The organism is Paenibacillus sp. Paensp38 (assembly GCF_059491915.1).
In genome coordinates, this window is record NZ_CP168516.1 from 4,797,235 (window position 1) to 4,823,572 (window position 26,338).

25 protein-coding genes are annotated in these 26,338 nt (G+C 39.2%); 13 read left to right on the forward strand and 12 right to left on the reverse strand.

What is annotated here, in order from left to right:
• Position 1: 1 nt before the first annotated feature.
• Complete coding sequence (locus ACEN8J_RS21195) at positions 2-184, reverse strand: hypothetical protein (protein WP_495594561.1); 183 nt, start codon at positions 182-184, stop codon at positions 2-4.
• Positions 185-344: 160 nt separating this feature from the next.
• Between ACEN8J_RS21195 and ACEN8J_RS21200 the strand changes: the two genes are divergently transcribed.
• A complete protein-coding gene (locus ACEN8J_RS21200) occupies positions 345-1,526 on the forward strand; it encodes a DNA-methyltransferase (protein ID WP_495593941.1) in 1,182 nt (393 codons plus the stop codon).
• Positions 1,527-1,863: 337 nt separating this feature from the next.
• On the opposite strand, the gene ACEN8J_RS21205 is transcribed toward ACEN8J_RS21200, so the two are convergent.
• The 4 genes from ACEN8J_RS21205 to ACEN8J_RS21220 form a co-directional block, all read right to left on the reverse strand.
• Positions 1,864-2,586 (reverse strand): hypothetical protein, encoded by a 723-nt coding sequence (locus ACEN8J_RS21205; RefSeq protein ID WP_495593942.1) that lies wholly within the window; start codon positions 2,584-2,586, stop codon positions 1,864-1,866.
• Positions 2,587-2,907: 321 nt separating this feature from the next.
• Entirely contained in the window at positions 2,908-6,198 is a 3,291-nt protein-coding gene (locus ACEN8J_RS21210) for an S-layer homology domain-containing protein (protein WP_495593943.1), read from the reverse strand.
• 711 nt (positions 6,199-6,909) lie between these two features.
• The gene (locus tag ACEN8J_RS21215; protein ID WP_495593944.1) at positions 6,910-7,584 is read right to left on the reverse strand and encodes a hypothetical protein; all 675 of its coding nucleotides are present in this window, start codon (positions 7,582-7,584) and stop codon (positions 6,910-6,912) included.
• The gene (locus ACEN8J_RS21220) at positions 7,584-10,565 is read right to left on the reverse strand and encodes an HNH endonuclease domain-containing protein (protein WP_495593945.1); all 2,982 of its coding nucleotides are present in this window, start codon (positions 10,563-10,565) and stop codon (positions 7,584-7,586) included. Before ACEN8J_RS21220 ends, ACEN8J_RS21215 begins: the two co-directional genes overlap by 1 nt.
• Positions 10,566-11,089: 524 nt before the next feature.
• Between ACEN8J_RS21220 and ACEN8J_RS21225 the strand changes: the two genes are divergently transcribed.
• Positions 11,090-11,539 (forward strand): hypothetical protein, encoded by a 450-nt coding sequence (locus tag ACEN8J_RS21225; RefSeq protein ID WP_495593946.1) that lies wholly within the window; start codon positions 11,090-11,092, stop codon positions 11,537-11,539.
• A gap of 101 nt (positions 11,540-11,640) precedes the next feature.
• Here ACEN8J_RS21225 and ACEN8J_RS21230 read toward each other — a convergent pair whose 3' ends face one another.
• Positions 11,641-12,765, reverse strand: a complete 1,125-nt coding sequence (locus tag ACEN8J_RS21230; protein WP_495593948.1) for a WG repeat-containing protein — start codon at positions 12,763-12,765, stop codon at positions 11,641-11,643.
• Positions 12,766-13,083: 318 nt separating this feature from the next.
• On the opposite strand from ACEN8J_RS21230, the gene ACEN8J_RS21235 reads away from it, so the two are divergent.
• Complete coding sequence (locus ACEN8J_RS21235; protein WP_274483523.1) at positions 13,084-13,743, forward strand: hypothetical protein; 660 nt, start codon at positions 13,084-13,086, stop codon at positions 13,741-13,743.
• 122 nt (positions 13,744-13,865) lie between these two features.
• Here ACEN8J_RS21235 and ACEN8J_RS21240 read toward each other — a convergent pair whose 3' ends face one another.
• Positions 13,866-14,792, reverse strand: coding sequence for a copper amine oxidase N-terminal domain-containing protein (locus ACEN8J_RS21240; protein WP_495593950.1), 927 nt, complete (start codon positions 14,790-14,792; stop codon positions 13,866-13,868).
• A 559-nt stretch (positions 14,793-15,351) separates the two neighbouring features.
• Here ACEN8J_RS21240 and ACEN8J_RS21245 point away from each other — a divergent pair.
• A complete protein-coding gene (locus ACEN8J_RS21245) occupies positions 15,352-15,519 on the forward strand; it encodes a hypothetical protein (RefSeq protein ID WP_274483521.1) in 168 nt (55 codons plus the stop codon).
• A gap of 234 nt (positions 15,520-15,753) precedes the next feature.
• Entirely contained in the window at positions 15,754-16,065 is a 312-nt protein-coding gene (locus ACEN8J_RS21250) for a hypothetical protein (RefSeq protein ID WP_495593951.1), read from the forward strand.
• Between the two features lie 10 nt (positions 16,066-16,075).
• On the opposite strand, the gene ACEN8J_RS21255 is transcribed toward ACEN8J_RS21250, so the two are convergent.
• Both ACEN8J_RS21255 and ACEN8J_RS21260 read right to left on the reverse strand, forming a co-directional pair.
• On the reverse strand, positions 16,076-16,243 hold the full coding sequence (locus tag ACEN8J_RS21255) for a hypothetical protein (RefSeq protein ID WP_274483519.1): 168 nt from the start codon (positions 16,241-16,243) through the stop codon (positions 16,076-16,078).
• Positions 16,244-16,256: 13 nt separating this feature from the next.
• Entirely contained in the window at positions 16,257-16,640 is a 384-nt protein-coding gene (locus ACEN8J_RS21260) for a hypothetical protein (protein ID WP_274483518.1), read from the reverse strand.
• A gap of 281 nt (positions 16,641-16,921) precedes the next feature.
• Here ACEN8J_RS21260 and ACEN8J_RS21265 point away from each other — a divergent pair, with 281 nt between their 5' ends.
• Both ACEN8J_RS21265 and ACEN8J_RS21270 read left to right on the forward strand, forming a co-directional pair.
• Positions 16,922-17,317, forward strand: coding sequence for a hypothetical protein (locus tag ACEN8J_RS21265; protein WP_274483516.1), 396 nt, complete (start codon positions 16,922-16,924; stop codon positions 17,315-17,317).
• Positions 17,290-17,805 (forward strand): hypothetical protein, encoded by a 516-nt coding sequence (locus tag ACEN8J_RS21270; protein ID WP_495593952.1) that lies wholly within the window; start codon positions 17,290-17,292, stop codon positions 17,803-17,805. Before ACEN8J_RS21265 ends, ACEN8J_RS21270 begins: the two co-directional genes overlap by 28 nt.
• Positions 17,806-18,130: 325 nt before the next feature.
• Here the strand turns inward: ACEN8J_RS21270 and ACEN8J_RS21275 are convergent, their stop codons facing one another.
• Both ACEN8J_RS21275 and ACEN8J_RS21280 read right to left on the reverse strand, forming a co-directional pair.
• Positions 18,131-18,556: a hypothetical protein gene (locus tag ACEN8J_RS21275; protein WP_495593953.1), complete on the reverse strand. Its 426-nt coding sequence runs from the start codon at positions 18,554-18,556 to the stop codon at positions 18,131-18,133.
• An 83-nt stretch (positions 18,557-18,639) separates the two neighbouring features.
• Positions 18,640-18,885, reverse strand: coding sequence for a hypothetical protein (locus ACEN8J_RS21280; RefSeq protein ID WP_342445327.1), 246 nt, complete (start codon positions 18,883-18,885; stop codon positions 18,640-18,642).
• Between the two features lie 232 nt (positions 18,886-19,117).
• On the opposite strand from ACEN8J_RS21280, the gene ACEN8J_RS21285 reads away from it, so the two are divergent.
• Positions 19,118-20,158: a hypothetical protein gene (locus ACEN8J_RS21285; RefSeq protein WP_495593954.1), complete on the forward strand. Its 1,041-nt coding sequence runs from the start codon at positions 19,118-19,120 to the stop codon at positions 20,156-20,158.
• Between the two features lie 33 nt (positions 20,159-20,191).
• On the opposite strand, the gene ACEN8J_RS21290 is transcribed toward ACEN8J_RS21285, so the two are convergent.
• Positions 20,192-20,554: a helix-turn-helix domain-containing protein gene (locus ACEN8J_RS21290; RefSeq protein WP_025675877.1), complete on the reverse strand. Its 363-nt coding sequence runs from the start codon at positions 20,552-20,554 to the stop codon at positions 20,192-20,194.
• Between the two features lie 222 nt (positions 20,555-20,776).
• Here ACEN8J_RS21290 and ACEN8J_RS21295 point away from each other — a divergent pair, with 222 nt between their 5' ends.
• From ACEN8J_RS21295 to ACEN8J_RS21315, 5 genes are all read left to right on the forward strand, one after another.
• The gene (locus ACEN8J_RS21295; RefSeq protein WP_165084506.1) at positions 20,777-20,923 is read left to right on the forward strand and encodes a hypothetical protein; all 147 of its coding nucleotides are present in this window, start codon (positions 20,777-20,779) and stop codon (positions 20,921-20,923) included.
• A 166-nt stretch (positions 20,924-21,089) separates the two neighbouring features.
• Positions 21,090-22,712 (forward strand): hypothetical protein, encoded by a 1,623-nt coding sequence (locus ACEN8J_RS21300; protein WP_495593955.1) that lies wholly within the window; start codon positions 21,090-21,092, stop codon positions 22,710-22,712.
• A gap of 150 nt (positions 22,713-22,862) precedes the next feature.
• Positions 22,863-23,327 carry a hypothetical protein gene (locus ACEN8J_RS21305; protein WP_495593956.1) on the forward strand — a complete coding sequence of 155 codons (465 nt, stop codon included), beginning with the start codon at positions 22,863-22,865 and terminating at the stop codon, positions 23,325-23,327.
• Between the two features lie 414 nt (positions 23,328-23,741).
• The gene (locus tag ACEN8J_RS21310) at positions 23,742-24,296 is read left to right on the forward strand and encodes a bifunctional DNA primase/polymerase (protein WP_495593957.1); all 555 of its coding nucleotides are present in this window, start codon (positions 23,742-23,744) and stop codon (positions 24,294-24,296) included.
• A complete protein-coding gene (locus ACEN8J_RS21315) occupies positions 24,278-26,185 on the forward strand; it encodes a DNA primase family protein (protein WP_495593958.1) in 1,908 nt (635 codons plus the stop codon). The genes ACEN8J_RS21310 and ACEN8J_RS21315 overlap by 19 nt, the downstream gene beginning before the upstream one ends.
• Positions 26,186-26,338: the final 153 nt, after the last annotated feature.

A 26,338-nucleotide genomic window follows, 5' to 3' on the forward strand; every position in this document is an offset into this window, starting at 1 on the left:
TTCATATGTATTTCAATAGCTCAAAAAAGAAGGTATCTTTGATTGGCTTAACCTCATTACCTTTCCTCTCATTATATAGTTGAAACTTTCCATTTCCCTTTGGTTGCTCCATTTGTTCATTGTTTTCCTTTATCAATTTCATAATTCTCCGATTTGTACAATGCTTGGTCCATTTTTTTCCAATTAACTACACGACTTAATTGGTTCTTATGGTGCCACGTCTCTTTGTGATTGTGACCAATATGTTTATAATCACCATTTGGATCAGATGGTATCCTAGCATGAAGCACTTTTCAATGACTTCAAATATCAAAACTGGTATCATAGAAAGATGGAGGGTTATAATGAATAACAACTTATATTTTGCTTTAAATATTCAGAATGATAAAGACTTGAAAACCTTCGCCAAAGCAGCTGGAATTAAATTGGCGAGGCTGAAATACTATGCTGAGGAAATGATTTATCCACATAAAAGTGATTTAGATAAAATTCTCCATTTTACCGGTTTTTCCGAACTGGAATTTCAACTTAAAACAGGTTTTCTTAATACCAAGCTAAAACAACTCCTTGCTTCGAAATCAGCAGATATTGCTAAACTTCTAAATGTGGGTAATCAATGTAAATCAACAGAAGAACATTTCAAACCCGTTTTCACAACCCAATTGGGGGAGCTTTACCAAACTGACAGCATCAAATTAATGAAATCACTTCCCAAAGAATCGATGGATTTGATTTTTGCTGACCCACCTTTTAATTTGGATAAAAGCTACGAATCAGGGATTAACGATAAGCTTTCAAAACAAGAATACTTAGATTGGACTGAAGAATGGGTACTAGGATGTGTTGATCTGCTTAAGGAAGGGGGATCACTCTTCATATGGAATCTCCCAGTTTGGAATACGTACATTTCTGAAATTCTAAACAAGTATCTCACCCTCAGACATTGGATTGCTGTTGATATAAAGTATCGTTTGCCAATTAAAAATAAATTGTATCCATCACATTACTCTTTGCTCTACTATATCAAAGGAGATAAGCCAAGCACCTATAACGGAGAACGGCGCCCACTTGAAGTTTGCCGTCATTGCGGCGGAGAAATTCGTGATTATGGTGGTTACAAAGACAAGCTTAATCCACTTGGAATAAATCTAACCGATGTGTGGCATGATATCCCCCCAGTTCGACATAGCAAATACAAAACCCGCTCCAGTAATGAGTTACCTTTGAAATTACTTGAACGTATAATTTCCATGGCTTCAAATGAAGGGGACACAGTTTTCGATCCGTTTGGTGGAAGTGGTACGACCTATATAACAAGTGAAATCCTTCGCCGCAAATGGATAGGCTGCGAGATTGGTCCCACCGATACAATTCAAGAAAGGTTCAATGGCATTGACTTTCACCAAGAGGTCATTTCTCGCATTCAAAAAGAAAAGAATGTTCCCTTCTCTGAGGAAACAAGAAGAAAACGAATACAAAATAAGCACTGGTTACCAGACACTTTAGGAGAGAAACAAAAATCATAGATAACTTTCGCGGCAAGTTTGCGGTAGAAGATCCATCTCCCAGAATCCCAAAGAGGTCCGAGCCCGCAAAACGTTTGGCCATTAGGAACTGAATACCGCCGTCTCTGACCGTAAAAAAGCTATAAATAATGAAACCTTTAATAATGCAAGTAAAGTTGATTTTTTCAAAGATAAGTAAAGCTAAAATGGATGTAAAACAAAAGCGGTTGAAACAGAAGTAAATTCTGTTTCAACCACCGCTCTTATTTAGATTAGTTTAATTTGTCTCATTTATAATAAAAACTGATCTAGTCTCTTGGTTTATCACTCACGGAAAATTCAACTATTGATTCATTTTCTAGGTTAATGATTTGAAAAATTCTACTGCACCTGAATAGAGCGTCTGACTATTATGATAAAAGGAGAACAATGTATTTATCTTGCTCATAAGACCAATCGCAGCACTAATATACTCTCCCCCACCTTTAGTCTCACTCATTGTCTTGTGATTCAAAAGTATTTGTCCCATATTAGCTTCAATTGCTCTCCTAATATCCTTAGAACCATTAATCTTAAAATCAACAACCACCTTTTTTATATAGTGTATGTTATCTAGTATTTGAATTTTCAATTCACTTGGAAAATCTATCTTGTCAGCTTGTTGAAATAGTTCTTCAATTTCAATAATGAACTCGTCTAACTCTTCCTTATTAACATTTGGCTGAGGGGCGGATATTTGAAGAGCAAAAGCGCATGCCTCAATGCCTACCAAGGCATTACTAAATTCATCTTGCTTGATTTTATGAACACTGCTTTGTAAACTCAAATCCTGAAAAATTTTCATAATTATATCAAAGTGCTTTAGAAATGGATTTCTCTCTTTTCCACCAAATTCTTCAGCCTCAAGCCTTGCTTTATAAATTAACGACCTGAATTCTGCATCCTTTATATATACTTCAAAATCCGGCTTGTTTTGTAATTGAAAAATATTCTTCCATAGTCTCCCTATATTATCATTGTTGCCAGGATATTTTTCTATACTTCGCAAAATTTCAGTAAGCGCTGTACATAAGTTTGACATGAATAATCAGCTCCATAATCGTAATATTTAAAAACTAGTACTCTAACAACTTTAAGTAATTATTTTTTGTTTTCACTTTGCAGTTCTCTCTTAAATAAAGTCCACATTCTGTTTCTATAGAATCAGCAGAAAACCCAACAATGCTCCCTGTATAGTCAAGTTCACCGCACAGATAAAGCTGAACGGTTATTTTTGAATCCATACAATTTTGCAATTGTAGATCAGTAGATATCTCTATTTCCTTCATTTTAGGCCTCAACATATTCACTCCATTCAAGAAAAGAAAAGTAACCTTTTTGTCTTGTCATGTTTTATTTCAATTTAATTAAGTGGAAAGTGTTCATAAAATTTAGAGATCGAGTGTCTTTCCATAATACTCCCACTGCTTGGAAAGGGCTGATAAACCTTTCCTAGGCGTAGGCCCAGAGCGTACTGCTTAAGAATGCTTAAAAATTCGCCTTCCGTTGTAAAATTTTCAATTTGCTCATTATATTTATCACTCAGTAATTCGGAAAGTGTGACAGGGCCATCAGTATAAGGGGTGAAAATTTCTATTCCCCACTGCTTTACGAGATTTGTAGAGTAACCATTAATAAAGAATGGGGCAGCATTAAATGTTCTCCCCTTAATAAATTGATACTCACTATTTTTAAACACCTTATATGCATCTTTATTTCCCGTAATATTGGTTAGATTCAAGGAAGCTAATTCGTATGACATAACACTTGCTAAGAAACCGCCTAATGAATGCCCAGTAATATAGATATTAGCTTTTGGGTTCTCTTCAATAACACTCGCTACAAAATCCTCTGCATTATACGTCTGTATATTATCATTATTTTCAAATATAGCTAAATCGGCGGCAAAGTCTTTTATTTGCTCCCACGTTTCAGATTCAGTTCCCCTAAAAGCTATAATAATGTTGTTGCCTTTTTTCAATGCTACAGCTCCAAAACTAAAGTTGTACCACTTACTATCATAGGCTTTAACAATCTTCCATCCTTCCAACTCAGTATCAGGAGAAGCTCCACTACCCTTAAATCTATCTATTATAGATTCTTCTAGTGGCCCACCAAACTCCCTACCTTGTATGAATTCTAAATTCACATAGCTCAAATCGCTAACCATGACATTATGGCGTTCCGTAACATTATAAATTAGAGGCTGAGGATCAACTGTGTCACTCATACCATCTCCATCAGAGTCCTTTTTCGTTGGATCTGAGATCAATGTAAAATAAACAGGGTCTTGATCATAATTTTTAGAAGCTAAGACTAGCTCTTCTCCATCGGGAATTCCATCCCCATCTGTATCAGCATTATTAGGATCTAATCCGTACAAGTTACCATCATTATCTGGATATAATCTGTACAGTATTTTTCCATTACTTAGACGAACACCATTAATTTCAAAATAATCAGGGATTCCATCTTTATCACTGTCCAATACTAATGAGGCGTCAATTGTTTCGTCCGCTACATGGTCATACGCCAAGTCAATTGATTCTGCATTTGTAGCATGGAAATACGAACCTCCTGTCTCTGATGCAATTCGCTTAAGCATTCTCTCATCAATAGATTCGCCAAGACCAATTGTATAAACAGCGATTTTCTCACTCTTTGCCTTTTGTAACGCGTCATCAATAAGATCATTATCCTCGGTTCCTTGCCCATCGGTTAACAGAACAATAAACTTATCATGGTTGTCTTCTCCATTTTGCTCTAGCTCTATTAATGCAGAATCTAAAGCAGAGTAAATATTAGTCCCTCCATACCCACTTACCTTATACACAGCATCCTGTACTGACTGCTTATCAGAGGTCAAAGCAATTCTTTGAACAGAATCATCATCGAACTGATAAATCGCTGCTCTATCATCCTCTTCCAGCTTACTTACAAAATTACTAACTGCTTGCAATCTCATCTTCTTTGGATCATTCCAGGCCATACTTCCCGAAGTGTCAATACTAAACACGACATCAACTTTACGCTCACGCCCCGTTGAAGGGTCTTTTTTAGGTAATCTAATTTCCTTAGCCCAAGCTGCATCCCATGCCTTACCGTTTAACAAAATATAAGTGCTAAAATGAGGGACAATCGCTGTTACTGAATGGGTACTCGGATCATACGTTTGATTCTCTACTTTTTCCAAGAGCTGCTTCTCTTTATTGTAGTAAAATATTTCCGGACGGAAATCATCTGACTCCAAGCTCGGATTATACTCAAATGTTATTGCGGCAGTAGCAAATTTGACATCTGTCGTGAACTCAAAAGGCGCACCAATATACCCCGGAATATCCTTATCAATAAAGGCGTCCATTCCATACACATTTGTAATTACTGTAGAAGTTGCCTCTTTGGCATCAGAAGTAATTTTTACTGAAGGGGTAACATTTGAGTCACGCTCAAAGGAGGTTATCTCAGTTTTATATACAACGGATTCGTCTCCATCCTTAATACCATTACCATTTGTGTCGGGATTAAGAGGGTCCATTTTAAATTTTTCCTCAATAGAATCCTTTAATCCATCGTGATCTGAATCGGCCTCTAGTGGATTCGTACCTTTCTTTAACTCGTAGGCATCATCCCAACCGTCGAAATCAGTATCCTTGTTACCAGGATTAGTTCCAAGTTTTATCTCTTCCGCGTTCGTTAAGCCATCTCCGTCGCTATCCTCATCACCATCATTCACACCATTTCCATCGGTATCAATTTTTAATGGATTAGTGCCGATCAGGTTTACTTCTTGACCATCAGTTAAACCGTCCCCATCTGTATCTGGTTTGAGTTTATCTGTACCTATCATTTCTTCTTTATAGTCAGACAAACCATCCTTATCAGAATCCAGTTTCGTATCAATTTTATTTTTCTTTGATTTTTTATCTGTATCCGTATTACTTGTAGTATTGCCACCCGTTTGAGTATTTTCATTCTGTTTAATATCTGTACTACCTTCTGAATTAATAGGAGGAATCGTTACAGTTTTATTGGAAGCTTCAAATTTAATAGCCTTATCTAGTAAGGTTACCGCCTCTGCACGCGTTAGCTGATTCTTGGGCATCAGCGTCTTATCAGGGTAACCTTGCAGTATGGAGTGTTTTAAGACACCGGAAAAGCTAGTATTAGCCCATTCAGCTACAGTATTTGAATCCTTATATTCTTTCAAAAGATTTAAATCATCTACTTTCAGGTGCAACTTGTTCGCTAGTATAACCGCAGCTTCTTGACGTGTCAGAGTCTTATTCGGTTGAAACGTGTTGTTGGGATATCCTTTAATAAATCCCTCATCAACAGCCTTCAACACATCTTTGTAATACCAGTTGCTCTCCTTCACATCGCTAAACTTGCTTTTCTGTTCCGATACATCATAAGTATTTTGGCCATTAAACCCCTTATGTAGTATGGTTATAAACTCTGCCCTTGTAACTTGACGATCAGGATATACTTTGCCATTTTCGTATCCTTTTAAGATCCCTTTGGTTAGCCACTCGTTCATTAATGAACCTGCCCAGTGATTCTCTAATTCTTCTTTTCCACTGGTTGCAGCCTGTGCAAATCCTGGTTGTGCTAGAATTAGCAGCAAGGAAAAAATCAATATGCCTACTTTCTTCATATTCCACTCTCCCAATTGATCGATAATACCTATTTAAGTGCACCTCAATTCTATGAAATGAGACAAAAGTAATAATACCATTTGCCTAATGAAAAATTTGTCGTTTTATGTCGGTATATTTGTTTTTTTCAAAGGAAGATAATAAATTCAAAATTGAACAAATATAAAATAGCCTCAACTCTAAAATCACATAGACAAAACCCAAACTGGATCAGCTAAAAAAAGCAGCGGTCAAGACAGAATTACTTCTGTTTCAACCGCTGCTTTTATTTGAATCGGCGTACCAATCAGTTAAATTCGTTTTGTTTACAATGAAAATAGGCAAACTACTCTCTGTTCTCCACACATATTAAAATTACTGACCCTCTATTAAAAAGTTACTTTTCCTTCCTAACACCCTTAAAGGGAGTGTTATCAGATGTTTTAGCACCTAAAAATCTTCCGTTACTTGCATCCCTTTTAACCCACGTGTCATTTTTAGGATTGTAAGTTTGAGATCTATCTCTTACAGCTCCTTTCCTATAGTCGTTTCCGGTATTTTTCGCCATCTTATTCCAGTCCCTTCCTTTTTATATTGTAAATTATATGTACTAATTCAATATCTATCAATAACATTTAGCAACGATACCAACGAAAGCGTCACACTTCGCCAAAGTCAGTATCGTCGCTATCACTCAGATAAGGCAAGACAATAACATCTACTACCCAGCGCTAATTGCCCCAACGTATTCCAATTTCTCCAAAGGAAGTTTCGCTTTCATTCAATCCCTCAGGATCACTCGTTCCAATTGCTTCAATTTCTTTCTTGGTTAATATTATGTCATTACTTAAATCTTTAATCTTTCTCGTGTATATTGTTTTAAGAAGTTCAACTTGTTCGTCCGTCATCTCATAATAATCGCGCCAAGATTCAACCGCTGAATCATATTCCATTAACTGGATTTCTAAAAGATAGCCACCATTTAAAACGATTCTTACTACGTTATCTATAGAGATCATATTATCCTGATCCCCCCAGAAAGCTGTAGTAATGGAAGGAACGGGCACACCATCTTCCCCTTCTTCCAGCAGATACTCCAAAGTTTCGTTTTTGGCTAGTTCCAAAACCTCATTGGGTGCTCCTTCAAAAAAATCAATAGCAGCTTTAACATCTGAACGAGAAACATTGTCATTTCGGAATGCTGCAACACAATACTTTTCACTGAATGTAATTGTCGCTCTCCCACCTGCTCCGTCGATAACACTGTAGTTCATTCCATCCCAAGAATGTTCATAGGACAGTTCAGGGTAATGGGCCACCATAATTGCGTGCGCAATAGATGAAAGTATACATCCCTTCCAAAGATCGTGTTTATTCCATCCTTTAGTTATCATCATAGGCTTCATTATGGTCTCCCTTTTTTAGGTTTAGAAGGTGGATTCGCTTTATTGGCTTTCGATGAATCTGAAGGCAAAATATTTGATTTATCTCTGTTTTCTTTACGTGTTAGTACCTGGGCATTACTATAACTGTTACTTCCACCTTTATCTTTGGGGTAAATATGATCAATTTGCCATTCATTCTGATCGGGAGTAACACCTTTTTGGCTTTTTTGTGGCTTAGTAGCTATTTGACCAGATTGATCAGATTTTACCACGCCTCCGTTTTGTTTTCTATTTTCCTCTATAATTTTTTTCTTTTGGGCAGGTGTGAAGTTTTTACCTGGCCCCACATGTTTCGAATCTACAAGATTAGAATAAGGGCCTGGTTCTGCATCCTTGTTTCCTTTATTTTCAGGAACACTCTTTTTTGGTTTCTGTGGTGTTGGCGAGCCCTTACTCGACTTGGTATCAGTGGGCTTAGGAGGGGGCGAGCCCTGCTTGTTTTTTTCTTTAATCATTTTCCAGAGTTCAGCAGAATCTCCTCCTGCATTTGACGCCCCATGATAGGACATCACACCTCCATGATATATAAAACCAGCAGATGCAACGTTCACCAACACACCAGCCGGAGACAATACGACCGATCCATCAAGGAGAAAACCACCAACCTCTCCCCCCGTACCAATCATCATCTCTCCAACTCCAGCTACAGTGCTGAAAACATCTCCTATCACTTCACCTGTTTTACCTGCAATCGGATGTTTTGGGTTGTAGTCAATTTGATGTTTACCATGTGATACACTTCTTAAACCAGCTTGGTATGCTCCTTGAGTAGCATCCCATGCCATTTCACTGCTAATCCGGGCTCCTTCTAACTGTAGTTGTGCGTTCAGTAATTCAGCCTCACCTTGCTTCTCTAATGCTCGTTCCCACCACGATTGAGATTTCTCTTCTTGCGTTGACTTTTCTTGTTGTGCCATGTAACTATCGTAGTTCGCCCTCCAGCGTTGTCTCAACTCGGCGGGAATTTGCTGATAGGCATGAGCCATAGCATTCGATTCCTTCAGTAAGTTTTGAACGAGCTCTAGGGTACCACCGGAATAGGCCACATGACGTGCACTCGTATATACTTTGCCTAAAATCCACTTGCTATAATAGGCTTGTTTCGCTTTCTCATGCTCATACTGACTAATCAATCCTTGAAGCGCCAAACCTGCCAAATGCTTCAACGGATGTACACCCGCTTGTTTAGATGCTCCCAGGGTAGGCGTTCCTTTGCTCCGAACAGGGATTGCTGCGGATACTTGTATAACCGTTGCCGCCACTTTACCTGCTAGTCCACCCGATGTATTCAACATCACATTGGCTACTTTCCCGACTGCTGGAATGGAGCCTAAAAGCTTAGACACTGTACCCAGCAAAGCATTGGCCTGCTGAAGCGCCGCTGGACTTGTGACTTTCGCGGTAGGAGTATTGCTGGATGGAGCTTTGGCTGTTGCTGCAGTTTGAGCCGCTTCATAGGCTTTAATACTCATCAATGGAGGCTCAGGTACAGGAGGAAGATCAGCTACGAAAACTGGAGCTTTTACCGTACCTTCCTGATAAATCACTGGAGCTTTGGTGTCTGTCTCACCATCTAGCACCATACTGCTGGCTCCACCTTTTAAATATAGTGCAGTTCCAGCTTCCAGTGATAGTTCCTGACTTGCATCCAGCTTTACATGACCGCCCTGGATCTGCACATTCCCCGGACTGTTGACAGTGATGCCCGTATCCTCATGTAGTGTAATCGAAAACCCATCGGACGTGGACAGGATCAGCTCCTGCCCAGACATCTCTATGCCGCTACCTTGTACGTGTTTCCATGCCTTCACATCTGGCTGTTCATTGGCGTGGCGATGTTGTCGCAAGGAATCGGTCACATAGGCTTCCTGTTCACAGTGTGTAGGCAGATACAATTCCACCTGCTCCCCAACTTCAGGCATGTCGTACCAGCCGCTATGTTCTTCCGCGACATAACGGGTGGCTACGGGGAACCAACAGGCTTTAGCTGGGTCTTGTTTCGGATCAATTTCCAGTTGAAGTTGTACGAAATCCTGTCGTACCTTCAACACCGTCCCCGTGAGTGAAATCCCAATAACTTGATCATTATCATACCGAATATAGTGAATATCCTGTTCAGCTTGGAGATCATAACGAGTTTGGAGTAAACCATCCCTTAACTCTGTCACTGCCCTCACAACGACCAGCTCTTTGCCTTGTCCGATGGGTAACGTAATCAAGTCACCCAGCGCATAGTATTGCAGATTTTCAATCGTATAGGTGACATACGCGCCAGCACGTTCCCCTGGTTTTCCTGTATCTAACTCATGAAACGTTTTTCGTACCCTGTAAAACACATCTCGCTCAACCTTGTACTGCTTGCCTTCTGGCATTCCAAAGAAAACCTTAGGTGATGCAGCCGTGATCTCCGGTACAAGTACCGAACCAAAGCGAGAAACAAGGCGCTTTAAAAAGGCCCAGTCGGTTTCTTCATATTGTAAAACAAAAGCACCTAACTCGGCATAGTTGGTTACCGTATCAATCGCATCTCCATACATGTACTTCCGAATCATTGTAGTGACCAGATCATCATAGGTACGATGTATGTCCTGATAGGAGCGCCTTTTCGTTTTGATATCCATTTGATAGGAATGCGAGGCCGCCTCCATTTCAAAGGTGTATACTCCCCGTATACAGTGTACGGACATGCGTGTAAGCAAACCATGAAACAATCTTCTGATCGGCTGTCCTTGCTCATCCAACTGACGTATGACAATCGGTTCCTGCTCCATGTCCTGTCCAACACACGCGGCTCCCTGTTCTTCCGACAGCATGCCGCTCACATACAGGTATGCATGATCGTTAACGGCCCTGGTAATTCGCAATTGTTCCATATGCTGAGGTTGAAAGGGACCGTATAAGCGTAGACTTTCATATCCTATTCCGTTTTGCAGTACGTCCAAATGCTTTCATATCTCCTTTCCAGCGGCACAAGGCACGTTCGCCAACTACCTTGTGTTTACATGTGTTCGTAGCTATCACACCATTCAGATTCTGAGTTTAAGAGGTTATTTTTAACAGCAAACCATTCTTATGTATGTATCGGATAGAATAAAGCTTTTGTTTACAGAAAGCCCCATCCATTCTGTTATTTTGAATAATTCTAGCTAATGAATGAATATATGAAGTACCCCCGAACCATCGTTCCCTTTAAACCTCAAAAAGCGACGATACCGACGAAAGCGTCACTCTACGCCAACGTGGTATTGTCGCTATTCTTTTCTATAGGATTGGAGCTAATGCCTAGTCAATAGATGAAAGAAAATATAATTAAATAAAACCAAAATATATGTTGCGTTACGTTACGCTATATAATATAATAAAAACGTAGACAAGGAACACAATCAAAACAAATTAGGTGAGGGATACACCAAATGTTTTGTTATCCTATTGTGATCCTACCTCAAAATTCTAAGGAGGAATTACAATGGTAAGAAGTGCTAGTAATTATGCTGCTGCAATTGATGCTTTAAAAGTTGATGCGAAAGATTCACAATATCAACCAGTTGGAGGTACTACTTATTGTAATGTTTTTGCACAAGATGTAATGAAAAGTTCACCTATAGCTACCCCACTACCGAGAGGTACTGCAAATGATATGGCAGATGCGTTATACGGTAACGGTACTCCTGGTTGGTACTCTGTAAGTTTCATCGATGCTCAAAATAGAGCTAATAGCGGTTATCCAACTATAGGCATTTTAAAAGCGTCAGGACATGGCCATGTAGTAGTCGTAAGACCTAAAGGAACAGCGATAACCCAAATAAGAGATGTACAAATTGCTCAAGCGGGTAGTAAAAATTTTAACAGTACCACAATAAACTGGTCCTGGAAAGCAAGTGCTTTACCAGATGTGAAATTTTACACTCACAATTAGTTGGTACAAGAAAATCAAAAGGTGGACGCAGTTTCATATGCTCCACCTTTTAACTTATTATATTAAGTAGATCTACTCTGGTGATTTTATCCTAAACTAATTCATGTTTTTTTTAATATGAATGCATTTCTAGATGTCTTCACAGCCACAGCATAACCACTATTAAACGACGAAGATTCTTTGTTGTATTCAAGCTTAGTCAGTAAATTACCTTTATGATCTATATACCCAAACTTTCCGTTGGAACCGGATTCGATACCGACTAAGGCTATTCCCTCTTTGAACTTAAGGGCACTATTGTATTTTTGATAACCAATAACCAGCGTCCCTGTTTTGTTAATATATCCAACCTTCCCCCTTTCATTATTAACACTTGCTAGCCCCTCACTAAAACCGTCGGCACCCGTATATTTAAAAGGGATAATTGCCTTCCCCCTTTTATCAATAAACCCCCACTTTCCTTTGTCATTTTGAACTGCAGCTAAACCCTCTGAGAAGTCTAAGGCTCGTTTATACTGCGTAGGGATAACCTCTGTACCTTTTGTATCAACGTAGCCATAGAGACCTTTATCGTTTTGAATCACCGCTAGCCCTTCAGAAAACCCACGGCCAAAAGTATATTTAAAAGGAACTACGAGGTTACCAGATGTATTTATATACCCGATTTTATTTCCTTTTGGTGCATACGCTAAAGCCAAATGGTTTGTAAAAATATAATCAGAATCATATTTATCATTTAAGCTTGAAATGGTTTTACCTGCTCTGTCAATTAATTTTACATTACTAGAACCAGGAGCCTTAACATACGCTAGCCCTTCAGAAAACGTCCCAGCTTCTTCGTATTGAAAAGGGATAGTTAACTTTCCTTTCGTATCAATATATCCGTAAAGATTGTTTTTTTTGCTTTTGACAACTGCTCGTTGATCGTAGAAATCAGAAGATGGTGTAATATAATCAGGAAGGGAAAATGCCTTGTTGCCTTTAGGATCATAATACATGAGCGTACCATCTGCATTTTCAGAAAACAGCAACCCATCATGAAATTGTCCATCACTTTCAGGTGCTACAAGTTTAAAATTTATTGATGTTTGTGAAATGTGAGTAGGTGCAGCATTTTGTGATTTTTCTGCTGATTTGGTCGTACCGGCAATTGCAACGCCATTATTGTTTGCGCAGCCAATGACGAAAGCTAAAGCTAGGAATGTAGCAAATTTTCTTATTCTCATTTGTTTACTCCTCGTATCTTATTTGTATCATTTCGTTCTTTTGAAATGAAAAGAGTTAGAATAAAAACCTTTTATAAGAGGTTACCTCCTTTTTTTAACATTCACCAAATTAGACGTAAAACTTTTACAAAAGTTTCTATCTTGCCATACTAAAGATTAAGGCAAATAAAATAAAAATATATATTGCGTAACGTTACGCTATATATTATAATAAAAACAGAGGTTGAGCTTACCGCAGATAATAAATGAGGGATACATTTATTAAGCTGCTATCCTGGTGATCTTAAATTCTAATACAAATTAATGGAGGAATTTAATATGGCATCAGATACGGTTGAATATGCTAAAGTAGTTAGAATCCCTGTAAAATCATCGGTACAAGGTTTCAGTACAGATGTTACTCTTCCTAGTTCTTTTAGCATTAATGACGGAGGCTTCATTAACTTTTATGTTGGATTTGGAGACTATGAATGTGGAATTTCTACAGCTAGTGGGCAATCGGCTTGGAGATGGTTTGCGAATAGCGGAAAAGTTTCAGGTACCGATGCAGGTGGCTCCTTCGGAGAATTTTCAAACTCTCAAAAAGTTAATATTAGATTAGAACTTGTTCTTGAATCTGGGAAAACTTACAAAGTAAAGTTTTATGTGAATAACACCCATTGGCATACATTTAGTCCTGCTTATACAGCTACAAGTAGCTTTTCAGATGGACGAGTAGTTCTGGGGGCCGCTCAACAGACTTATCCTATTAATGGCGTTCCAGCGACACTACCAGCATGGAAAATCTTCCACACACAAGTTATGACATCAAATACCAAATACAAAACCACTAATGGCACCTGGGTAAATGTTAATTCTTCTAATTCAAGCCCAGCGACTGATCACACTCCAAAAAAACCCAACACACCTAATCCTGTGGATTATACTGTAGGTTCTAACTCTTTTGGTAGTGGTATTTATTACGCCTCTTTAAAGTAATCCTGCATTCCATATAAAGCTTAATTGTTGAAATTATCCTCATAGCAGGCAATGTAGAAAGTCATCTTACATTGTCTGCTACAGGATAATATTTATATAAATATTATAAGTAACAAAAATTTTTAGTCTTTACGTACTTCCCCAGGGATTCCCTTAATAATATCTTCTTTAGAATTGGATTTTGCAATATTACCCAACTCACTACTTTGTCCATTTTCATCAATCAAGCCATAACTAACTGCTTCTTCCATCCATTTATCCGTAAAATAGCTTATCTTCCCTTTAAATGTCGGTCTTTTGCCCCACTCTTTACTTACTGAATGAACAATATTAGGAATAATATCATTTTTATTATCTTGTTTTGAACTAACTACACCCTCCCAAATGGTAGTCGCAATATTATCTTTTACCTCAATATATTGCACAACACCTTGATCACTTATGAAGAACCGCTTAACTTCTCCGTAAGGAAAATAGTACGTTGTAGAGTGCCCCTCATCTGTTGTAGTTAAGTGTTTCTGTGAACTAATACGCGGTAAAGAAAGGACCGCATTACGTGCCACACTTAAATCCTTACTCTCTAGCTTTTTGGTAAGGCTGGCATCTACTGACGTATTATAGATAGATATCGTTCTCGTTTTTTGATCCCACAATACTTTAGCATCCAAGGCTTCTCCTACAAAACGAAAAGGTACATATGTCGTTCCTTTAATTAAACGAACAGGAGCACTTACTGTCAATTTCTTGTCACCCTTATAAGCAGTTTTTTGTCCAACTATAAGTTTGACGACTTCTTTAGTTACTGTATTTGTTACGACTACGGTTTTAGACTGACTTTCCCAAGACACTTTCGTATTAGGCAGAGATGCAACTGTTCGTATAGGGACAAAAGTAGTCTGACCAATAATTAAAGGTTCTTGATCACTTATTGTATCCCCGTTTATATTTAAAAAAAGTTGTTGTGAATCTTTTGCCCATATTGAGTTACTGAAAACAACTGAAGACAAGAGCATTGCCATACTAGTAAAAGCTATTATTCTTTTTCGCATCAATAGCACCTTCCTTATTAAGTAATAAACTTACATATTATAGACGTTCCTAAAACTGAAAAGTTGCTTCTTAATTAGTAAAGAGCATAATATTCATAATAATGTATCAACAACTCTTTGTATTATACATGATTTAAAGTGGAATATTTCAACATATCATCGCAAAAAAGTAGAAATTAAGTTGAAACGGTAATATATACTAAGAATAGTATCAACATAATATTGCGTATTGTTACGTTACGTTGTACAATGTATGTACTAATTCTTATGTTGCAGTATGGATAATACGTGCCGGGAAGCACTATATTCCGTTCTACTTCATACGCTTTAGCCAATACAGACTAAGGGGGGATCTCATGGTAAACATTTAAGAGAAACAAACTTTTCTAAAATTGATACGTATGTGTTTTATTAACAAAACAACAGAACTCGTAAATTTCACCTCCCTTGAGAAGCCTCCTACAATTCAATTATTCCTCAACTAGTATTTTTTTCGGAAAAGTAGCTTCCAATTAATAAGCGTTATATTCATCAATATTTTTTAAAGGTGGCAACTAACATGGAAGGATTAGACCTTTGGGTAAACTTAGTTAGTAATGTAGGGTTTCCAATCGTTATCGCTATTATTTTGTTGAGGAACCTAATGAGCAGTATTCAAGAACGTCTTGACGAACTGAATAAAACTATGAATGAATTACTAGAGACTATAAAAAAACAAAATAAGTAAAAAGTAGATTCTTAAGACTCCATAATATTATGGAGTTTTTTTCATAATAATTTATATCAAAGCTTGAAACTTTTAGAAGAATGAAACGTTTAATATAGTAAATATTTTCATTGATTACAAACGTACGTTCGTATATAATTAATAGGTGAAAAAGAATACTTATAGTATATTGCGTAATTGTACGTAACGTAATATAATGAAATAAAAGGAAATAAGAGGGGGAATTCACTTACAATGGACTATATTTCGCTCAAGGAAAGCTTTCTTCCATTTCAAAATTTGCCAGCTTCTCCACTTTCGTTACACGTCCATGAAATCCTTAGCACTGAGCATACAGATTCCAAAATTGCATTCGAAATTCTGGATGAGCCGGAGCTTTTTAGCTTACTTCTAGTAACAACCAATGCAAAAGAGGATTACTGGAATTTGCACCTTTTTTATATGGATCAAGTTGAAAGGAATACCAATCAATATCGCTATCATTCTTTCTCTATCAGCGAGAGCCTTCACCTACATAACTGCCTAACCAAACTGTTTAAAGCATAAAAAACAGGACTCATTTCGAGTCCTGCCCTGTCCCTTTCACTCTTTGGTACTCCTCTTCAATAATTCTAGTGAGTAGCTCAGTGGCGGTGACCCCCAGCTTTTTAGCCGCCTCTGCTAACTCCTTCTTTATATATGCAGGCACATCATAATGAAATTTCACTTTATTCCCATAAGCCATTTTAAATTCCTCCTCATTCCGCTTTGTTGTTGTGCATCACTTCATGATACTTCTGATCAATTAAGCGAATTAACAACTGAGTCGCTGAGGTTTCCTGTAGATCCGCACATTCAATGAGTTTCTCTTTCACCTCTGGTGCAAATTCATAAGGTAATTTAAGCTTTGGCTCAGACATTCGGCCACCCATATTTTTTTCGACCTGGATTGCTTTATTGACCATCAATTCTAAGGAATCTTTCTCTAATATGTTCACTTCCGTATATTTCTGGAGCACTCTGGATAAATACGATTTTAACGCCTTTTGGTTATCCTCATCCAAAGCAATAGATAAAGTGTTATCTTGTACATGCAATTCACAATCAAAGTTATTTCCAAATAAATTGATATTGTATTTCACGCTTACACTCCTTTGCCAAAGATTAAAGTTTTGTTACCTATAATATACTTTGTTTCGTTAGGTTACGCAATATTTTTAATGAAATTATAACACAATCATTGTAAATTATTTATTACTCCACCATACTTCGTATTATTACTGAAACTTCAACATGCATCTAATGTAGTCTATTGACAAAAAAGTTATCGTAAATCCGTCTTTATCAAGAATAAAAGTAAATATTATAACTCTGAAAGACCCTTCATTATGCCTGGTCTTATTTTCTTTTAGGAGGTTACGTTGTGCGCATCATACAGACCCAGCAAGACATCGACTCACTGCAACACTCTCCGCTTGCCCCCACTTTTTTAAAACACATCCAGGAATACTTCACCCAGCTTCGCAACTCATTCTATGACCAAGATGATCCGTATTTCTCCCTCCAACCTTACGGCCCCATCTTCATACTAGAGGCAGGGGATAACCTACACGATCTAAGCCTCGTAGGTTTTAGACGAGAAGACGACGGACTTTTCGGTATTTGCCCTGAATACGTCGAGTTGTACGACCTCAGCAACACCCAGATCTACAAAATCGCCGTCATGAACACCAATGACTACATCATCACTCTGTTTACACAAGTCGGAATTCATCACAAGGAGGCCGAGCAATGGCTAAAAGAACAAGCAGAAGTTTAAAGGCAAATGAGGAAAACATACTGAACAAGCTAAAAGAGGTCATTGAATACAACGGGGATATTATCAATAATCCAGAATCGTACGGAAATACCTGGATCATGGCAGTGTCACTTAGATCATTCATTCACAATCAAAAACAGTTCCTACCCGCCTGTTTGGAAGAGCATGAAGTGCTCCATCCCGAACAGGCCTTTTTTGTGCGTGTGATCATCAGGACAACCGATCAGAGTGGGACAAACAGATACGTGGACGGTACGAATTTGATTGTGACGATAGACCAGGATACTGGGATTGTAGATATTGTAAAAGAGGATGAAGCGCTGTCAGACAGCCCTATATTTCATGGCGGAGAAATTGCAGATGCCTTGCGTTGGGTGAATGAGCTAGCCGATCCTTATTACATCGCGCTAGAAGACCCGTTCCTTACACCGGAGCAACGTATTCTGTTCATGCAGAGTGCAAAAGAAGATGATCCTTTTACTCTGTAAATGAATCTTTCCAATCAAAAAAAGCGACAGTATCGACGAATGTGTCATTCTATGCCAGAGCCGGTACTGTCGCTTTTTCCCAATCCAAAAGAAATCCACATTATTGAAAGTAGGCGAGTATTTAATTTTTATAAATTAATCTTATCAACACACCCAGAATAGTCCAAACGATAGCAATAGTTGCTTTCATTCTAAAGGAGCTACTCATTTTCCCCGTCTTGTTCACTTTATTGGAAATCCAGATAAACACTGTCGCAAACAAATATCCTATAATTAAATCAATTATTATATAAATTACTGGCAATAAAATGGACACTAGTCCTCTTCACCCTTTCAGATTAATTCTAGGTACGTTGACAAAATTGTTACTTAGAGTACTAGGACTATAACCCATTTTTTTCAAGAAAAAATCAACCCGACGTTTACTATCTTCTACCTCAATAATAGTAAACCATTTTTGAAAAATGTTAAATTCTTTTAATTGTAGTAGTGCTCTTAAATCCAACGCCCCCACTGCATATCTAGTCTTTTTACTTTTTCTCTCTAAGGTGAATTTATAAGTAGCAAGAGGAACCTCTGGCTCATCAGAAATATACCAATGGAAATTTACATCTGTTGTCGTATGAATTTCGGATAGCTGAACTAATACCTGAACGGACCCGCTCTGCTCAGGATAAAAGGTATTCGTTATATTAATTGGTTTAAAATCTGAGGTCGTATCTTCACAGACTGTAATAGATTCTATATTCATATTCAGCCACCTGCCTTTCTATACTGTAAATCAAAAAACCAATACTCAAGTAAGCCAGTATTGGTTTTTTGATTCATCTTTAATTAGTTACCTTTACCCCAAATAGCCACACCGATACCATAACGTATACCGCCCGTTATTGCTCCACCAGCGGCACCAATTGTTCCTCCTAAAATAGCTCCAGGAACAGCTCCTACACCACCAGCGGCTGCGCCAGCAATACCTCCAGTTACAGCTCCTCTTGCTGCACCGGTTGCAGTGGATTTGCCCACAACATTTCCGTCATTTGGGAATGCCTTATGTAATACAGAATTAACAGTAGAATTCATACTCACACCTCCTTTCAATATACTTTATCGGTACAATAAGGAATAAATTTAATATTTAAATTAAAAATTTTAATAATAAATTTCATAATAAGCACTTTTGTACTATATTTTTAATAATTATCTTCCAGATTCCACGGTATAATCTCACCACAAAGCAATGGTACCCACGAATGCGTCATACTACGCCAAAGTCAGTACCATCGCTATTCCCATTTAGAAATGGAGCGATACCATGTCAATGTTAACCTTCACGGAAAAAGGAAAACGCGCCCTTGTTGCTCTCATTCAAGAGCAGATGGACACGCATCTATCTCGCTTTCCTTTTGCCAGATACCCTGTATATCCTTTGGAAGAATGGAGGCGTCTTCTGTGTGATCCTGATGTAATCACCCCACCTCTTTTAAAGCAAATACTCGGTTGGACATTCGGGGGCTGGCAACGGAAAGACCTTTACTCTGCACAAAGTAGTGTGGTTAGAAACATCATCAAGTTATGGCCAGAATTCATCAAAAAGATGCCCCCAACACCCGGAGACATCCTTCAATTTTGGGAAGAGCGGCTGACAGACTGGACAAATGGATTTCAGGCTGTTTCCTTCCTTTTACATCTCATGCGTCCCGATGAATACGAAATCACAGACTCTCATCGCCTTCAAGCCATGTATGAATTACTTCAAACGATCAATCACCAAGAAAACGGCCAGAGTTTGTCACGGTCGTTACTTGACCTCGAAAATTACACTAGCTTTTTCCGCGCCATCTTACCCAAGCTTTCCTTTGGTGATCACAACCGTATTCAGCTCGACCGTTTTCTAAAAGCCTACGGCAACCGTCATGCTTACAAAAATGTAGATAGTAGCTACATGACTAGTGAGCCTCACATCTGGCAATTCTCATGGAATGACGCTAAAACAGAACACTACGACTTGGAGAAAATCACTTTGCGCTCTAATGCAGATGTTCTATTTGCTTGCCTGCTCTCCTTACTGGATAAACAGCCTGATGTGGGGCAAAAACTTACCATAGGACAGGTCGTTGAGCTGCTCCCTTTGGGTACTGGAGGCATTTGTAATCCCGCAAGCTTTAAATATGCCCTCATTTCCTTGTTTGGTAAGCAGAAAGGACGGGATTACTTCATTACGGACGATTCTTCGCTCCAACAGGCTTTTACAGTACAAGCCAACCAATCGACTCGTGACATGAAGTTTTACACTCATTTTCAGGGAACAAAAATTACTGTTAATAAGAAATATATTAAGGAGCATGATCTTTGATCTAATCATCGTAAAATTACATTGAAAACTATATTATTTATTCTTTTCTTTATCAAATGTATGAAGCATGTCGCGCACAACTCTTTGAATCATTGCAACCTCCTCAAAACTTCTTTCCATGAGTAAAGAACGGTGCATTTCTATAACATGATGCTTCTCTGTATTTCCTTCAATTCCATCTAACGAGCCGAACCTAAAAATTTCGACAGGTTCAACTTCAAGTGCAGAAGTAATTTTATCAATTGATTTCAGCGATATGTTTCGCTCTCCTCGTTCAATGCCGCCAATATAGGAGTCCTGTAATTCGGACAGTTCTGCAAGCTTTGCTTGAGAAAGTCCTCGCTGCTTGCGTAAATTCCTGATCCTTGCTCCGACCAATTTTAACAAATCAGACATCCTATGCACCCCTTATAAGGTAAGGGTAGTTAAAATGAATAAGGTTAAGTAATACCACTAAACTATAAAAATATCTTGTTTAAGGTATTATAAGTACTCTATAATGGATTTATCTTACTTATAGCACTTGAGTAGTAGGCCAAATTGTATGTCATCAGTATCCTGCATAGATGGAAAGTCGCCAAAATCGTCTTCTATTTCATACTGAAAGGGTTGAATTGAATGTTAATGAAGTGGGCTATTGGGGGAGCAGTCCTTGGACTGATTGGATCTATTTCTACGGATACGAGCATCATTTCAGGCATCGTATTCGGTGCAATACTCGGTGTAATCATTAGAAAATGGATTTTTAGGAATATGTGGATGTAGCACTGGTAGATTTCTTTCAAAGATAGGGAACAAGGCCAGCCCGAAGCTGGCCTTTTGCACAAAACAACGAATAACTAAACTGGGCTAATTCATAATAATACAAATCTCATAACTTATATTTATTTTCATTAGCTACGTTAAATCAATATAGAAAGGTGCACCGCACATGCTAACCAAGGCAGAACAAACTCCATCCACCCCAAAGAATTTTACTTTTGAATGGAACGGGGGTTTCAGTTATCTTACGTACTTAAAAAAGAAAACAAGCGTTACGTTCGAGGACGAAAAGTTGTTGCTCACTAGACAAAACTTCATCTTAGGCGCTTTCCCCTTACAACCATCGACTCAGAACATTCCGCTCACCCACATCAACTCCATGGCTGTGGGTTCCAAAATCAATTGGTTTGACCTGGTGTTTGCTATTTTGTTTGTATTCGTCACTTTAATAACCATGAACTTTTTACCCTTACTCTTGAGCGCTCTTTTTCTGTGGCGCACCTTTAATACCAACATCCAAATCGGCCAACGTTCAGAAAACAACCTGAACATCCTGACTGGTTCTAAAAGTGATGCAAACTCATTCGTTCAATTTCTAGCCGATAAGATTAACCAAACCAGGCATTCCGACAACACAAAAACGAGACAAAATTCCATCGCCCCACAGGTGCTAAGTAACAAGCCTAAAAAGATATTCGGCATAGTAAGCGCTGGGATTATCGCAGTCCTCATTTTACTGCTTGTCATTGCATCACGCGCAGGCTTTGATAATCCATACGTCACCTGGGTTAAAGATGCTACGGTTCCAGGCGGCACCCATCATACGATGGACGAAGCTTTGAGCAATGAAAAGTATTTTAGCAATGTCGTCTGGAAACAGGTCAACAAGGGCGGCAACGAAGAAGATGTAAACAAATACGTTATGTACCAAGCCACCTACACCGATCAAGGTGTGAGCATCAACATCCAAACCGTATTTCAAGTGTTTTCCAAAAACCAATTCACTCCCGTTGCTTATGCCATTGATGGAGATGGGCAGGAACTGTCGGACTGGACTTACTTTTTAGTAGAGGTTACTTCCAAACTGGATGGAAGCAACCCATCCTCGGATAAAGAAACTTGGCAAGAAAGCGCCTCTACTTCCTCCACATCAATGTCCTCTCAGTCACCCCCCCCGACTCAAACTAATGCCGAAGCCAAATCACCTGCACAGGAATCCGCTCCTCCTGTGCAGATAGCTACAACACCTGTGAGGGAAGCACCGACTCCAGCGCCAGCATCCGATGCCACCCCAACAGTGAGCTTAAAAGACTTCAACCACTGGACTCCTCCTGCTGCTGATCTCACCTATCCTGTTCGTTTAGATGGGGATAACATGGACATTGTGCTGGGTTTGGATCATCCCAATGGCGTGAAAGCACAAGTTGTCGATCATGCTTTGGGGCAGGGCTGGAACATATCCTTGCCTTCCATAGAAGGCAGTAGTCCCTTTGATGAATTTGGGGACCTGTTGCCTGATTACTCGCTTGCTGTTAAAGAACATGATTTTACTCAAGATGGAACGCCTGAAATTGTTTTGGTTGCGAGTGATGGACAAGCCGACATGTACGTGTGGATACTCACCTATAATTTCATGGCTTCGGAGCAAGGAACTAACCCTTTAGAACTGCTGTGGAGTGGCATGGGACAATCGGATATCTTAATGTCTGGCAACCAGTTCCTACTTCCATACGGTTCGCAGGGACTGTACGAGGAATACAAGTACGCTAATGGAGTTTTTGTTAAAAACTAGCCACGGATCTAGCTACTAGTTTAATAGAAGCTAGATGTACAAAAAGACGAGCTGCGAAATCTCGTCTTTTTCTTTACAAGTCATCGTAAGCCCTTCTTAACCTTTAGCCTACTTCCATATATACTATTCAAGAGGGGAGAGACTACAACGATGAATCCAGCCATTAAAAGGAACAGAAAGAGTCAAGGAAATAATATAGTAAAGATAATCACTAAGGCAGATGTTCTGTACGATGATTTTAACGTTGATCTTTTGGATGACAATACACTTTTGGATGCATTGAACAAAGATCGTAAAGCAGCCGACATAGTCAAACACGTCCTTTCAACAAACGATGTACTGACCCATCTGTATCCTAACAGTCTTAAATATCAAGAAGTTTTAAAAATACTTAAAGAAGCCGCATATGATATTAGTTGCTTACTAAAAAAACTAAAAAGAGAACATACGAACAAAAACAAGGAAGTATCCGAGGAGTATCAAACCGAAATCCTCGAGAACCTCATGGTTCTATCTAAGAAGTATTTAATTCGGTACATTATAAAATATGCCTCACAAAAACAAATTAAGAAACTTGAACGAGTAGCTGAAAGAAAACGAGAACGGATTAAATAGAAGCTTCATTTAAAGCATTGAGGGATAACTACCTCAATGCTTTTTTTAATTCGTCCATTTTTTCGAAATAAGCCAATTTATTTTTCTAATCAGGAGCTATTCAACGTAAAACCTCAAAAAAACGAGAAATTTACATAAAAAGCAATGCCTTTGATGGATTTTTGGGAACTTGAATACTCTCAAAAACGCAACAGGGGAGCTTCAATATCCCTATTCATTTTTTTTCAAAAATTCAATCCTACTCAACTACAAAAACCATCCTTTTATCTTTGATATTCTTATCATGCAAGCAACACAAATAACTTGAACATGCAGCAACAAGTTCTTTGATAACCAAATACGCTTAGCCGCTTTATCTTCTCCAAGAGATACAGATGCGGTTAAGGTTTAGAAAACAGAGAGGGGAATCCCATCATGAGCAACTCAAATTGTCAGAATGCTTCAGATCGTACGGAGGAAATACGACATTACTTTTACAAATACGCTGACATGGGCTTACCTGTCATTCCTCTTTGCCCTCACGATCACGAAGGAATGTCTGAGAGGCATAAAGAAACGTGCAGTCATCCTGGAAAAGCCCCTTTTTTGAAGGGGTGGCAAGAGGCTGTGCCACCATCCCAAGCCAAGATTGACCATTGGCTCTCCAAATACCCGTCATGTAACATCGGGTTGGTACTAGGAGGGAATAGCGGCATCATCGGTATCGACGTGGATGGAGAGAAGGGATTTGACATCCTAGAGCGCCTTTCCCAAGGGAATGTACCCTCTACATGGCAATTCAGTACCCCAGGCGGAGGAATGAGGTACTTGTACAAAATCCCGGAAGGATCGTCGTTCACTAGTTGGGTAGAGCGACACCCGACGGAGTCACATTGCGAAGTAAACGTGTTGGGAAGTGGACGTCAGACCGTTCTTCCCCCATCCATTCATACAAACGGAGGTCAATACCAATGGATCATCGAACCCTAAAGGCCAGTACAGTGCTGGCCGAAGCACCCTCTTGGATTTTTCAGCGCCCTACTCGGGTGCCAAGCAACAAGAGCACGTTTGCATCTGCACAAACCAACGTACAAGGTAGCTTAAAAACCTTGCACGATCGTTGCCCTCGTTTTGCCCAGGACTACGCTACCCAGCAACAACAGGGTCTGGATGAAGAAACCTGGTTTAAGTGGGTACAGTTACTTCCAGAGGAATTAGCATTGGAGTTTTCGGCGCTTTCGGATAAACACGACACACACAGCCAGAATCGCATTCGTCAATTACAGCAGAACAAGAAGCCACCTACACGCTGCCGCACGCTTGGCTGTAATGAACAACAAATCGCCACTTGCTTTCATCACCGTGTACGTAAAAATGAGGAGGGAATCACCGTGAATAGTCCTGCTAAAATGTTAAGCCAACCTAAAACCAAAAAAAGTACTCGTGCTAATCCCTACATGTCCAAAACGACCAAACTGAAGTCTGTGCACAATAAAAGTCTGAAAGACGTTGGTTTCACCTTAGATAATAACAACAAGCCGACACGCTTAAACCCTAACCTGTTTTCAGAATTCATTCGTCGTCATTACCTCAAAACTATTTTTGTAGCTCCTGAGCAACGCTACTATGTTTACAAATCTGGGGTGTGGCAGGATCAACTCCCAGATGTACTCAAAAAGAATGTACGAAAAATTCTTCACACTTGGGCTCCTTATTTCTGGCGTTCTAAAATCGAAGCGGAGTACATGACTGCCTTGACACGTGATTGCACACTAGAACATCCAATGGACAGCGAGCGCGACTATATTAACCTAAAAGACGGGATGCTTGACTTACGTGACTTCCAGCGGCAGAAGCATGATCCTACGTTCTATTCCAGTGTACAGGTTCCCATCGAGTATGACTCTGCAGCTACATGTCCGAAATTTGAAGCCTTTTTGAATGATATTTTCGATCAGGATCAGGAACGTATTGACCTCATTGCTGAAATCTTTGGCTACTGTCTGACTACGTCCACCAAAGCCGAGCAAGTCTTTCTCTTTTACGGAAAAGGGTCTAACGGAAAGTCTGTACTCATTCATGTGCTAAAAAATTTGGTTGGAGAGCGGAATACCTCAGCCCTTTCGTTAAATGATCTGGAAAAGCCCTTTGCTCGCTCTGAGATGATTAACAAGCTGGTCAATATTACGACAGAAAATGAAGTTGGCAGTAAGGGGATTGAAACAAGCTACCTAAAAGCCATTGCTTCCGGCGATCCCGTTCGTATCGAGGAAAAATTCAAGCAAGGGTACATGCAGGAACTATTTTGTAAGCTTATTTTCGCAACGAACAACCTGCCCTACTCCAAGGACAAAAGCTACGGGCTCATTCGTAAAATGACCATTGTTCCCTTTGAAAAAACGTATACGGACGCTCAGAAAGATCCGAATTTGAAAGACAAACTGATGGAGGAAGGTGCTGGTATTTTGAACTTCGCGTTAAAAGGATTGGAACGTTTACGTAACAATTCCTACCGATTTACAACTTCCAAAAAAGTACAACAGGCAGCTAAACAGTATGCTCAGACCATCAACCCGATGGAAACATTTGTGGACGATATGCTGGAGCAACTCCCAGGCAACCGCATACCTAATAAAGAGTTACAAACCCAGTTTGCAAACTGGTGTCGTCAGGAGGGGCATCATGGATTGGCTTTAACTTCTAATGAACAACTTAGTTTAAGGTTAAAAGATGTGTTAGTGCAGCGCAGATGGGCCGTTGAAAACTTTAAGTCAGGGAGTAAAAGAGGATTGGAAGGAATCGGCTTTAAACAAAAGATACCGTCTTCTTTACAATTCAGTTCTGAATCACAGGAAGTCTCCATTGATGAATTAGATTAGGTTAAATGTTTCTCTTGGGGCGGTTCACGGGCAGCATGGGGGCGCGAGAAAGGAGGGTAGCGCCTCGCTCAGTTTCCTTACCAGGCAAGGAGTTTGGGGGAAATGAGGCGGATGCGGCACCTTATCTCCCCCCCTGACAAATTTTTTTCTTCT